Origin of the sequence: Sandaracinus amylolyticus (genome assembly GCF_021631985.1) — a bacterium.
GTDB lineage: Bacteria > Myxococcota_A > Polyangia > Polyangiales > Sandaracinaceae > Sandaracinus > Sandaracinus amylolyticus_A.
Window position 1 is genome coordinate 9,321,808 of sequence record NZ_CP070225.1, and the last position, 12,385, is coordinate 9,334,192.

At 69.8% G+C, this 12,385-nt stretch carries 9 protein-coding genes; 5 read left to right on the top strand and 4 right to left on the bottom strand.

Annotated features, from left to right (window positions below; genetic code table 11):
* Positions 1 to 208 precede the first annotated feature (208 nt).
* Positions 209 to 1,354, bottom strand: a complete 1,146-nt coding sequence (locus I5071_RS39700) for a DUF4350 domain-containing protein (protein ID WP_236518588.1) — start codon at positions 1,352 to 1,354, stop codon at positions 209 to 211.
* 149 nt (positions 1,355 to 1,503) lie between these two features.
* Between I5071_RS39700 and I5071_RS39705 the strand changes: the two genes are divergently transcribed.
* The 3 genes from I5071_RS39705 to I5071_RS39715 all read left to right on the top strand — a co-directional run bounded on the left by I5071_RS39705 (position 1,504) and on the right by I5071_RS39715 (position 3,192).
* Positions 1,504 to 2,337, top strand: a complete 834-nt coding sequence (locus I5071_RS39705) for a hypothetical protein (protein WP_236518589.1) — start codon at positions 1,504 to 1,506, stop codon at positions 2,335 to 2,337.
* A gap of 7 nt (positions 2,338 to 2,344) precedes the next feature.
* Positions 2,345 to 2,734 carry a hypothetical protein gene (locus tag I5071_RS39710; RefSeq protein ID WP_236518590.1) on the top strand — a complete coding sequence of 130 codons (390 nt, stop codon included), beginning with the start codon at positions 2,345 to 2,347 and terminating at the stop codon, positions 2,732 to 2,734.
* 107 nt (positions 2,735 to 2,841) lie between these two features.
* Complete coding sequence (locus I5071_RS39715) at positions 2,842 to 3,192, top strand: hypothetical protein (protein ID WP_236518591.1); 351 nt, start codon at positions 2,842 to 2,844, stop codon at positions 3,190 to 3,192.
* Between the two features lie 74 nt (positions 3,193 to 3,266).
* Here I5071_RS39715 and I5071_RS39720 read toward each other — a convergent pair whose 3' ends face one another.
* The gene (locus I5071_RS39720) at positions 3,267 to 5,144 is read right to left on the bottom strand and encodes a proprotein convertase P-domain-containing protein (protein ID WP_236518592.1); all 1,878 of its coding nucleotides are present in this window, start codon (positions 5,142 to 5,144) and stop codon (positions 3,267 to 3,269) included.
* A gap of 168 nt (positions 5,145 to 5,312) precedes the next feature.
* On the opposite strand from I5071_RS39720, the gene I5071_RS39725 reads away from it, so the two are divergent.
* Both I5071_RS39725 and I5071_RS39730 read left to right on the top strand, forming a co-directional pair.
* A complete protein-coding gene (locus I5071_RS39725) occupies positions 5,313 to 6,560 on the top strand; it encodes a hypothetical protein (RefSeq protein ID WP_236518593.1) in 1,248 nt (415 codons plus the stop codon).
* Positions 6,561 to 7,411: 851 nt separating this feature from the next.
* Positions 7,412 to 9,097: a metallophosphoesterase family protein gene (locus I5071_RS39730; protein ID WP_419249615.1), complete on the top strand. Its 1,686-nt coding sequence runs from the start codon at positions 7,412 to 7,414 to the stop codon at positions 9,095 to 9,097.
* A gap of 54 nt (positions 9,098 to 9,151) precedes the next feature.
* Here I5071_RS39730 and I5071_RS39735 read toward each other — a convergent pair whose 3' ends face one another.
* Together I5071_RS39735 and I5071_RS39740 are read right to left on the bottom strand one after the other, a co-directional pair.
* Entirely contained in the window at positions 9,152 to 11,095 is a 1,944-nt protein-coding gene (locus I5071_RS39735) for a protein kinase domain-containing protein (protein WP_236518595.1), read from the bottom strand.
* A gap of 74 nt (positions 11,096 to 11,169) precedes the next feature.
* Positions 11,170 to 12,312, bottom strand: coding sequence for a serine/threonine-protein kinase (locus I5071_RS39740; RefSeq protein WP_236518596.1), 1,143 nt, complete (start codon positions 12,310 to 12,312; stop codon positions 11,170 to 11,172).
* Between the last annotated feature and the right edge of the window lie 73 nt (positions 12,313 to 12,385).

Genomic DNA, 12,385 nt, shown 5'->3' on the forward strand with positions numbered 1-12,385 from the left:
CCGCGGTACCGGGCGTGGGGAGGAGGGTCCGGCGGGCCCACGCAGCAGGGCTCGCAGACACCTCGTCGAGACTGACGTGGTCGCTTCGCGGGAAAGCGCAACGCGCGCCCCGCGAACGACCCTCCGCCTCCCGACGCTCACTGCCTCGTGAACGGCAGCTGCGAGTACCGGCCCGACGGACCCTCCTCCCCGCGCCACACGCCGAAGCCTATTCGCACACCGGCAACACCGGCGAATCGGGGCTCAGCCAACGTACGGTGTCGAGCCACAGCTGAGGGATCGGCGGCATCGTCGACCACTCCGAGTCGAACTCGATCCACTCGTCGCCGAAGAGCAGCACGCGTCCGTCGCCGAGCGGGCCTGCGACGCCGACCGTCGCGTCGCCGATCACCGCCATCGGGACGATCTCGTCCGCCAGCTCCGCGGGCACCGTGGTGCGCAGCCCACCGTAGAAGCTCACCGGCGGGAGCGTGCCGGTGCCGTCGGCGGTGACGGTGCTCGGATGCGGCAGCAGCGTCGCGGGCCCGTCCAGCGGGCCCGCATCGCGATCGAAGCTCGGGCCGAGCGCGGCGAGCAGCGAGAGATGGCGATCCGCGGTGTTCCCCGAGTCGTGCCCGGTCATCACCATCAGCGCGCCGCCCGCGCGCACCCAGTCCGCGAGCGTCGTCGCCTCTTCGGTCGAGTAGAGGCGCTGCAGCCAGTCGACGATCACGAGATCGAACGTCTCGAGCTCGGCGCGCGAGAGCGTCGCCGCGTCGGCCGTCGCGTGGAAGCGCGTCGCGATCGCGCCCTGCATCTCGAGCCACGCCTGGAAGTTCGACGACGGATTCGCGCCCGGCGCGCCCATGATGCCGATGCGGCGACACCCGTAGAGCGAGCTGCCTCCGTCGAGCCCCCCGCCGCCCACGCACGGGCCCCACTCGCCGAACTCGCCCGCGCCTTCGCACGTCATCTCGCCGAAGCTGCAGAGCGACGCGGTCGGCGCGCTGCGGCCGGGCAGGCATCGCGTCGTGGTGCCGACCGCGCAGGCACAACCTTCGTCGACGCGATCGTCGCAGTCGTCGTCGAAGCCGTCGTAGCAGCCCTCGGTGGCCTCGCAGTCGAGCGAGATGCACGCGGCATCGGCCGACGCATCGCGCGGGCTCGCATCGATCCCGCTCGCCGCATCGATCGCGACGAACGCATCGACGCCCGACGACGCGTCGATCGTGACGCACCGATCGTCGATGCAGGTCTGGCCGTTGCGGCACTCGCTCGAGGTGGTGCAGGCGCGATCGGGTGGGTCGCCCGAGCAGTCGCAACCGGCGAGCAGTGAAGTGAAGAGCACGAACAGCACGAAGGTTCGGCGAAGCATCGCGGACGAGGGTACCGCTCGGTCGGGCAAAACGTGCGCGAACCGTGCGCGCACGCTCGGGCGGCTCCGAAATATCCCGAGAAATCCGCGGTCCGAGCATGGCTCGCCGGCTGCAATCAGGTGTCGTCGAGCCCTCGAAAGGAGCCCTCGTGTCCGACCCCTACGCCCCGATCCAAGGCATCTCGCTCGAACGCTACGCGGAGCTCGGCGCCGACCTCGACGGCATCACCGACGAGCAGGCGCAGGTCGCGAAGGTCGCGCAGCTCGGCGTGAGCGCGGCCGACTGGACCGCGGCCAAGAGCGGCTGGACCGCGCGCATGCAGGACATGAGTCTGATGGGCGCGGTCGCGACGAAGTACATGGCGCTCTACAACCAGGCGCTCGCGAAGAAGACCGGCGTCGCGAAGGTCTCGTTCGAAGACTGGTGCGCGATGAGCGCGGCGATCGCGGTGTTCGGCTACGAGGCCGCGATGAAGCACTTCGGGGTCACGCAGGGCGAGTGGACGACGATCAGCGCGCACTGGCAGAGCGAGCTGAGCCGCGATCCGATGAACCTCGCGATGAAGCGCAACACGCTGCAGGAGCAGGAGACGCAGCGGCTGCGCGCGGGTGGTCAGCCGAGGGCGGTCGTCGTGGAGCGCGGCCCCGCGGGCGCGCCGGCGGCGGGCGGCGCGGCGGCGTTCGATCCCAACGCGCACGCGGCGATGCAGATGAACGCCGCGGCCCAGCACAACCAGCAGTACTTCGCGCAGGCCGCGGCGGTGATGAACCAGGGCGCGGTGCAGGCCGCGGTGCAGATGGCGAGCGGCATGGCGCAGCTCGGCGGCGGCAGCGGCCTCATCGTCGGCGCCGCGGTGAAGGTGCAGTGGTCCGACGGGAACAAGTACCCCGGGACGATCATGCAGATCGCGCAGGGCCAGTCGCAGATCGTGTTCTCCGACGGCCGCACGATGTGGATCGGCAACCAGTACCTCAGCCTCTGAGCGCCGCGTGTACCAAGTCGTCCAGAAGTGCCAGGGCTGTGGCGCCGGGCTCACGCTCGACGACATGCGCAAGACGCAGTGCCCGTACTGCCAGGTCGTCTATCCGCATCACTCGCAGGCCGCGCAACACGCGCAGGTCGCGGGCATGATGATGAACCAGATGATCGCGCAGGCGGGCTACGCGCAGAACCCGTACGCGCCGCCGCCGCTCGGAGGAGGACCGCCGGGCGGGCCGCCCCCGGCGGTCGTCGCGCAGGCCTACGGTGATCCCTCGGCGATCGTCGCGAAGCAGATGGGGCGAGGCATCGCGATCACGATGATCGTGTCGACGCTCGTGGTGCTCGGGATGATCGCTGCGGGCGTCGCGGTCGCGCTCGCGTTCCTGTTGTTGCGCTAGGGCGCCCGGGTGCGTCGTGCGCGGCCTCGGTCCACTCGCGATGCTCACTGCGTTCGCGACCTCGTCTGGCTGCGGGTCACCAGCGGATTCGTCCGACGACTCCACATTTGCGGCGCGCGCTGCGGAGCTCGATCGCGCGCGAGCCCAGGCACCGGGCGCTCGCGCACATCACGCGTGAGATCGACGAGCTCTGCCCGGACACGTACTGCGAGCGCGGTGTCGTCTACCACTTCGACGCGATCACCTGCGTACCGCGGACGTGCACGGTCGCGTTTCGCGCGTTGCAGTTCGGCGATCGCGACGAAGAGCTCTGGTCGGAAGGTCGCGTCGAGGTGAGCGGCTGGACCGAGGTCATCGACGTGCGCGCGTCCCATGACTTCGGCGTCAGTGAGTCGTTCTCGATCGCGCTCGGCGACGCGCTCACGCGTTGGGAATCCGAGCACGCCCGGCGGCGCTGACACCGGCCAAGAACGAGAACGAGCGCCGATCCCTCGCGGGGATCGGCGCTCGCCATGTCGCTCGGTCTCGTCGTTCAGCGCGTCGTGACGCTCATCGACCAGCGATCGAGCGTGCCCACGTCGTTGCGCGCACCGTCGACCACGGTGAGGCGCCACGTGCCGGTCACGCTCTCGCCGACGAAGCCCTCGACCGCGAACGTGCGCTCGAAGCTGCCCGCGTCGATCGACGCCTCGCGCAGCAGCACGAACTCACGACCGCCGACGCGCGAGAGGCGCACCGTGAGGTCCATCGGGAACTCGTGCGTGATGCCGACCGTCACGCTCATGCGCGAGATCGTCCCGGCGTCGCTCACCACGATGTCGCTGGTCACGCCCGCGGTGCTGTCGTCGGGGATCGCCGCGCTCGGCGTCGCCGAGTGCTCGCGCGTCTGCTCGGTGCCGCCGCAGCTCGCGCCCTCGCAGCGCGTGATCGCGAGGCTCCACGAATTCAGCGTGCCCGCGTCGGCGTTCGCGGTGTCGACCACCACGAGGCGCCACGTGCCCGCCGCATCGACGCCGTTGAAGTCGGCGACGCTGAACGTCTGCTGCACGTGGTCGTCCGCGCCGCCCGCACGATCGAGCAGCGTGACCACGCGGCCGTCGCGCTCGAGGCGCACCTGCAGATCGCCGCGGTACGGGTGCGCGATGTCGACGGTCACCGCGAGGGAGCTGATCGCGCCCGCCTCGGCCACCACGATCTCGCTGCTCACGCCCGCCGGGGTGTTGTCGGGGATCGCGACCATCGGCGTCGCGCTGTGCGTCGTCTCGCTCGTGCTGTCCATGCACGCACGATCGCTCGCGCAGTCGCTGTCCTCGCAGTCGATCGCGCCGTCGCGATCGTCGTCGCTCGTGTTGTTGCAGGTCTCGGGAGGCAGGCGGACCGTGGGCAGCGCGCTCACGTACGCGGTGAGGTACTGCTCGACGTAGCGGAACGAGATCCAGCCGTAGCCGTCGGGCTGAGTGCCCTCGGTGCCGAAGCGCGTGGCGCCCCACGAGTTCTTGAACATGAAGAAGCCGCGCTCCATCACCGGGCGGCCCATCGCGTCGACGACCGGATTGCCCTCGCCGTCGAGGCGCTGCACTTCCATCTCCGAGTCCCAGCCGACCAGCAGGAACGCGTGACCGGCGGGGCGCATGCGCGAGTCCGCGATGTCCGCGTCGTTCGGCGACATCACGATGCCGCGGCGCGAGTTCTCGCCGTTCGTCGGCAGCATCGAGCCGCCGTGGTTCCACGCCTGGTAGAAGAAGTCGCCGCCGACCACGACCGGCGTGCGCTTGGTGACCATGTGGCCCTGGAGGCTGCGCGCCGTGCTGCGGATCCAACGACCTGCGGGCAGGTGGAAGCGCATGCCCTCGCGCGCGGCGGCGGGCGGCTCGCCGTTGGTCCAGCAGCGCACGGGACGGCCCTCACCGGTGCACGCGGGGTCCTGCGTGGTGCTCCAGCCGCGCGACTCGTAGGGCCAGAGGCTCTCTTCCACGATGCCGAAGCGGTTGATCGCCTCGAGGTTGCGCTGCGCGCTCGAGCCGTCGGTGTTGGTGAACGCGCCGACCTCGGTCTTCACCGACCACTGCAGGTACTGCTCGCTGAAGTCGGGGCTCGTGATCGTGCCCTCGCTGATGTAGAGCGACTCCATCAGCGCCGCGGTCGCGAAGATCGAGCACACGCCGCGGCTGCCCTGGTTGCGCACCGGCGTCTGCGTCTCGAGCAGATCGAAGCGCGCGGGATAGACCTCGTCGGCCTTGCTCTCGTCGGGCAGCTCGGCGTTCGGCGGGACGCCGTCGACGAGGGGCGAGAGCTCGGAGACCGGCGCCTCGTCGAAGGTGAGCGGGAGGTCGTCGTCGGGGCTGTTCGCGCAGCCGGCGAGCGCGACCAGCGACGCGAGGAGGAATGGGCGGCGATTCGTGAGCGACATGCGAGGCGGCCGATTACAGATCCCGTGCCGCATGTGGGATAGACGAATTGCCGAAGAAAATCGTGGTGACGCGGCGCGTCGAGGCTGGGGTCGGGCGTCGCCACACCCCAGCCCACCTGGCGTCTGGGGAAGCCATGGCGAGGGCTTCGTGCTGTGATTCGGCGCGTGGTGAGCCCCCTGCCTCCCTCGCGGCTGACGAGCCCACGCAAGCCGGCGTCGTGGACACCCGTCGTTGCCTTCTTGATCGCGTCCGGATTGCTCGCGCTGGTAGCACCGTCCTGGTGGCCCGCTTGGGTCGTGATGGCGGTGACGCCGATCCTGATCGCGTCGTGGACCGAGCACGCGCGATGGATCGAGATCGATCGCGGAGGCGTGCGCTACGCGACGTTCTTCGGCGCGCGGTTCATCGCGTGGGACGCGATCGCGTCGATCGAGCGCGCCCGCGCGAGGCGGCTCGTCGTCCTCCGATCGCGCGCGCGCCGGGGCTCGCTGCTCGAGCTGAACGTCGAGCTCTACGGGGCGCGCCTCTTCGACGTGCTGCGCGAGAACGCGCCGGTCGGCGTGTACCAGCTGCGCGCGGACGACGAGCGCGCGCTCGTATCGGGCGTGCGCTCGCAGGATCGCGAGCGGGCGCGCGCGCGGGTCATGATGAAGCGCGAGCCGCGCGCGTCGTATCGCGGCATCGAGCGCGCGCGCTCGACCTTCTCGCTGCGGAGGCCGTTCGGGCCCGAGCGCCGCGCGTTCCGTCGCGCGTTCGTCGTGTCGATGGGCTTCGGCCTCTCGACGATGTACGTGGCGTGGCTGATCACGACCGCGCAGCTCGCGCTCGCGATGCTGGTGCTGCTCGGCGCGATCGCGCTCGCTGCGTTCCTGCTGAGTCGTTTCCTCGGCATCGCGATCGGCCTGCGTGCGCTGCGCCGGAGGCTGATCGATCGCCTCGGCCCCGAGGTCGAGCTCGATCCCCGGGGGATGCTGATCTCGCGCGATCGCCGCACCCGCGTGCGACAGCTCCCGAGCGATCTCGACGATCGCCTGATCGGTCTGCACCTGCACGTCGAGACGCTCGGCGACGACGGGCTGATCGAGAGCTCGGCGATCGTGCTCGGCCTCGATCTCGGCCTGCCCGCGGATGCGCGTCCGTGGACGCTGCGCGAGACCGCGCGCGTGCGTGGCCACGCGCTCTCGTCGCTCGACGACGACACCTGGCCCGTCGAGCCGCGCCTCCTGCGCACCGATCGGCGACCCCTCGCGACGCTCGTGATCGAGCATGGCCCCGACGGCGCGATCCTCAGTCGGTTCGGCGGCGGCGAGCGCCCGCTCGGCGACACGTTCCACGAGGACGCCGACGCGGCGCGACGCCAGGCCGCGCACGAGACCGAGCACTTCGAGTGGCACGACACGATGGAGGGGAGATGAGGGGCGCGCTCTTGCTCGCGGTCGCGCTCGTCTGTTGGGCGGGGCAATCGGGATCGGACACCACGTCTTGACCGCCGCTATGTTCTCCTCGCCCTAATGCCGGGTACTCTTGGGTAGACTGCGATGGTGGTTCACCACAGGCATCTAATCTTGCGCGATGTCGGAAGGCCGGAGCCGCACCCGCTAGATTGCGACTGGCGATTTACCCCAGACACCACGCAGATGCTCGCCCACCGGCTGCATCGCACGAGGTGTGTACTGGCTGGCGCGCCCACCGTTGCAGCGGCTCTCGTCGAGCAAGGAGACGCAGTCACGCTTGTTGAGCGGCAGCCTGGGCTCGCGCTCCCGCAGGCAACCGTCGACATCGAAGTAGCACCGGCGACCGGCGAGACCTTTGAAGCCGCATTCGCCGATCCGCCCTGGTACCCGACAGAGTACGAGCGCTGGATCACGTGGGTCGCGCAGCACATCCCGCGTGGAGGAAGGATCTACGCGTCGCTCTGGCCCGAAGACACGAGGCCGTCTGCAGCTGCGGAGAGGCACACGTTGCTTTCCGCTCTAGCCCGGTGGGCGACGGTTCGAGTCGATGCAGCGCAGCTTGAGTATCAAGTCCCTCCGTTCGAGAAGGTTGCGAGGAGTCTGCAGCTCATAGAGGACGCGGATCGACCGTGGCGGCGCGGAGACCTAGTCGAGTTGGTAGTAGAGGAACGACCGTCGCTCGCGCCACCGCTCGTCCGACGCGAAGCGTGGCGGCGTTTCGTTTGGAACGAGTATCAGCTCGCACTGCGTGTGCGGCCCGCGCAGCCTGGCCCCTTCTCGATCGCTCCGGTGCCCGGGGCCCGGTCCTGGCGATGGCCGTCTGTCAGCCGGCGCGCGCCGAACCGAGATCGCATCGACCTTTGGAGTTCGCGCAACGAGGTCGCCGTGATCATGGGTGCTGCGGATGTGGGGGACGCGCTCGCTGCGTTCTCAGATTCGTCCGGCACCAACACGGCAATGCTGCCAGCCGGTCTGGCCGCGGTCTTACACGACTGGGAACTCCCACGACCACCATTCACACGGGTACTACAGTGGACTCACCTCGCCTAGTGCTTCGGTTTCGTGACTCGACCCCCGGCGTCGACACGATCGTGGAGCACCGCAAGCTGATCGACAACCAGGGAGCCGTCTGGTGGGGCTGGTGGCGGAAGAACTTCGAGCCAGAGCACACCGGTCTGTTCGAGCGGCTGGAGAACGGTGGTAGTGGGCGCATCCTGATCGTTGATCGCGCGACCAGCAGGGCGTTCCGCGCGCGCTTTCTTCAAGTTCGCACGTCGTCATCAACGGTGGATGATGTGCGCGTGCCGGCATACTACCGATCGCAGAAAGATCGAGTCGCCGCCTGGTTTCTGCTGGCGTCCATTGAGGACACTCCATTCGACCGAGAGCTGGGAGAACGACTCGGCGAGACAACACTGCTTCCGCTCGACGTGTCTGAAGCCAGCGCTACGCCGAGCACGCGTGTGAGCTTGCGGCCGCGAAGTTTGGGCCGCTCGCATATTCTGCACCTTTCGGATCTCCACTTCGGCGCGGACTATGCGTTTCTTCCACGCGGAGAGACGTCGGGTATCGGCGACCTTCGACGTACTCTCACGAACTGCATCGTGGAGGATCTGAGTCGTCTGAATCGCAGAAACGATATCGGTCTCGTTATCGTGACCGGCGACTTTACGACACGCGGTGACTGGACCGACAAGACTCGCGGCCAAATTCTCAGCGAGATGGCTGATCTTCTCAATGCCCTGGGGCTGCAGAAAGAAGATCTCATCGCGCTCCCCGGAAACCACGACATCGTACGCTATCGAGACGGGGCCACGGTCGACGTCGCCAAGATGGCAGTGTCGAGCCAGACCGACTCTCAGCACGAACGCGAGTTCCGGATGTTCCTCCAGCTACTGACGGGGCGAGATATCCAGAATCCGCTGAACTACAGCCAGACGTCGATTCTCTCCGGCATCGCAGTTACCGTTTGTGCGTTGAACTCGTGCTCGATTACCAGCACGCAATGGACCGAGTACGGATACGTCGGTACGGGCGGCTTAGACGCTCTGAGCGTCGATCCTCCGCACGCAACTGACATCGTGGCCACTCTTAAGATAATGGCACTCCACCATCATCTTCTTCCGGTCGCGGCCGTCGAAGCGCCGCGTGCGAATGGTGTTTCGCTCACCCTGAATGCGGTCGAGCTTCTGGACAAAGCACTCGAGACCGGCGTTCAGCTCGTGATCCACGGACATCAGCATCAGGCGCGTGTATCGTCCTATGGGGTCCTTCCGATGGGCGATACGCCCGCACGCGAGCCGCTCGTGATCGTATCGGGTGGCAGTTCGGGAGCCGCGGCTCCGCGTCTTCCCGGCGCTGAGCGCAACACGTACTCACTAATCGGCCTCGACACCAAGGGCGTGCATCTGTGGATCCGTGAACTGCGCCCGGACGCCAAGCCGGGCGCGACGCTTTTCAATGCACCGGTGCCGCTAGTACCGGGACGAGCGACCTGAGGCGGGCGGATCCGTTCACCGCCGCGGCCGGGACGCCGAGTTCCGACGCAACCCTCACGCGACGCGGCGATCCACGTCCACGTCGACCGCGCCTTCGCCGGTCGCGCTCGCCTGCTCCGCGCTCATCTTCGCGCGCAGCGCCTCGCCGCGCGTCGCCCACCACGCGCGCGCCGCGTCGTCGCCGAACGCCACCACGCCTTGCAGCGCGTCGAGCGCCTCGATCAACGCCCGCGCGCTCGCGAGCCGACGGGCGCGATCCTTCTCGAGCAGGCGCATCACCAGCGCCTCGAGCTCCGCCGGCACTGCGCGCCCGAGGCGCTGGCTCGGCGGCTCCACCTCGGCGCGCAGCTGCATCGTCGCCACGGCGAGCGGCGTCTCGCCGACGAAGGGCGGCGTGCCGGTCAGCAGGTGATACGCGAGCGCGCCCACCGAGTAGAGGTCCGCGCGCGCGTCGATGCGAGCGGGCGCGCTGATCTGCTCGGGCGCCATGTACACCGGCGTGCCGATCATCGTGCCCTCGTGCGAGAACGCCGCGCCCTCGGTGAGCTCGCCGCTCACGACCTTTCCGAGCCCGAAGTCGAGCACCTTCACCGCGTCGGGCGTGCCCGCGCGCATCGCGAGCATCACGTTCGCGGGCTTCACGTCGCGGTGCACGATGCCGAGCCCGTGCGCCTCGTCGAGCGCCTCCGCGATCGCGCGCACGATGCGCACCACGCGCCCCGCGGGCAGCGCGCCCTCTTCGCGCACCACGACGTCGAGCGGCAGTCCGTCGACGTGCTCCATCGCGTAGTAGAGCTCGCCGCCGGGCGTGCGGCCGTAGTCCCAGACCTGCACCGTGTTCGGGTGCACCAGGCGCGACGCCAGCTGCACCTCGCGCTCGAAGCGCGCCGCGCGCTCGCGATCCGCGCCCCGCAGGATCTTGATCGCGGTGGGCCTCCGCATCATCGCGTGCCGCGCGAGATAGACCACGCCGGTGCCGCCCTCGCCGAGCTTGCGCTCGAGCACGTAACGACCGAGCCGCCGGGCGCTGCGCACCTCGTCCTCGAGCGCGCGGATGCGCGCGATGCCGCTCGCCGCCCACGCGAGCAGCGCGCTCAGCAGCAGCCCCACGACGAGCACCACCAGCGGCTCGGTGCGCGCGCCGCCGAACCCCGCGCCCGGCCGCGCGATCAATCGGAAGCTCCGCTCCGCGAAGGGGATCTCCACCTCGCGCGAGAACGCGGTCGTCTCGCCCGCGACGCCGGGCGCGGTCTCGTAGAGCACCCGCAGATCGTCGGGCGCGTCGGGATCGATCAGCGCGAGCTCGACGTGCTCGCGCACCACCGGCGCGACCAGCGGATCGAGCAAGGGGCGCAGTCGGAAGAGCGCGATCGCGAGCCCCGTCGCGCGCGCATCGCGCTCGGTGCTCGCCCCGGGGCGCACGCCGCGTTCGTACATCGCGAGGTACACCGCGAGCGAGAACACGCCCTCGGGATCTTCGACCAGCCGAAGACGGCGCGAGCCCACCGGCTCTCCGAGCTCGCGCGCCTGCTCCACGCTCGCACGGCGCACCGGCTCGCTCAGCAGGTCGTAGCCGAACGCGATGCCCTCGGACGGCTCGGCGTAGCGCAGCGGCGCGTAGATCGCGTCGCGGGCGCGCGGCACCATCGCGCCGTCGGGCGCGACCTCGGTGATCGGGAAGCCCGCGGTGGCCTCGAACGCCTCGCGATCGACGTCGCGCACGAAGGGCGCCCACTCGAGCGCGGCGATCCCCTGGTGTCGCGCCAGCGCATCGCGCACGAACACCGTGAACGCGTCGCGGCTCGGCACCTCCTCGCTCGCCGCGAAGAACGCGGGCACCGAGCGCAGCACCTCGAGCGGCCGCCCGAGCTCGTCGCGCAGGGTGTCGGCGAGACGATCCGCGCGCTCCGCGAGCTGCTCGCGATCGTGCTGCTGCGCGCGCTCGTAGGAGAGCGCGGTCGCCGCGATCGTGAGCACCACGCCGAACGCCAGCACCACCAGCGCGTCGCGCTGCAGCAGCGGATGCGCCGCGATGCGCCCGACCCACGCCGGGCGCGTCTGCGAGCGCTCGCTCAGGGATCGCCTCCGAGCACCACGTACGCGACGAAGATCGCGAGCGCCCCGAGCATCGCGATCGCCATCGCGATCAAGGTCCGCCTCGAGGACGCGGGGCGATCGACGTCGCCGCCGAACACCTCGCCGGCATCCTCGGGCAGCTCGTGGGGCGTCGCGGGCGGCGGCTCGCTCGGGATGGTCTTCTTCGACTCTTCGTCGCGCCCGCGTTGCGGTCGGATCTGCGGCATGCGCGCGCTGCCGATCACGAACCCGCACGACGTGCCTTCGGGCACGGTCCTCGACGCGGCCTCGAGCGCCTCGCGCATCGAGCGCGCGTCGGGCCAGCGATCGTCGGGCTGCTTCGCGAGCGCGCGCGCCACCACCGCGCTCACCTCGCGGCCGATCGCGGGCACGCGCTCGTCGAGCGGCTCGGGGTCGTCGGCCGACACCGCGAGCAGGATCTCGCCCACGTTCGCGCCCTCGAAGGGCGCGCGTCCCGCGAGCGTCTCGTAGAGGATCGCGCCGACGCTGAAGATGTCCGCGCGATGATCGACGTGGTGCGCGTTCGTGCCCTGCTCCGGCGCCATGTACACCGGCGTGCCCAGCATCTCGCCGCTGCGGGTGAGCGAGTCCCACTGCGCGGCGCGCCCCTTCGGCGGCGCCGCGGTCATGCGCGAGATCCCGAAGTCGAGCAGCTTCACGCGCGTGCGCCCGTCGCGCCCGTTCGCGAGATAGAGATTGTCGGGCTTCAGATCGCGATGGACGATCCCCGCGGCGTGCACCGCCTCGAGCCCGGCGAGCGCGTCGACGATCCATCCGATCGCCTCGTGCGCCATCGGCGGCGGCGGTCGCTCGATCCTCCATCCGAGGCTCTCGCCCTCGAGCAGCTCGAGCACGAGGTAGGGCTCGTTCTCGTCGGTGGTGCCGTGGCCGAGCACCGAGACGACGTTGGGATGACGCACCGACTCGCACGCGATCGCCTCGCGCGAGAAGCGCTCCTCGAACGATGCGAGGCCGCGCACGTGCTTCGCCATCAGCTTCACCGCGACGTCCTCGCCGCCCTGCCGATCGCGCGCGCGCCAGACGGTGCCCATGCCGCCGCCGCCCACCGGCGCGACGAGCTCCCAGCGATCGCCGAGCACCGATCCGATCCCCGCCACGTCCGCGAGCATAGGTCGAGCACCGCCTCGCGGGCGAGCGCCGCTTGCTGGGCTCTCCAGACCCCGGATCGGA

Coding starts and splice junctions, on each gene's coding strand:
- I5071_RS39700 (WP_236518588.1), bottom strand. CDS start 1,354: ATGCTTCGCCGAACCTTCGTGCTGTTCGTGCTCTTCACTTCACTGCTC.
- I5071_RS39720 (WP_236518592.1), bottom strand. CDS start 5,144: ATGTCGCTCACGAATCGCCGCCCATTCCTCCTCGCGTCGCTGGTCGCG.
- I5071_RS39730 (WP_419249615.1), top strand. CDS start 7,412: ATGGCCGTCTGTCAGCCGGCGCGCGCCGAACCGAGATCGCATCGACCT.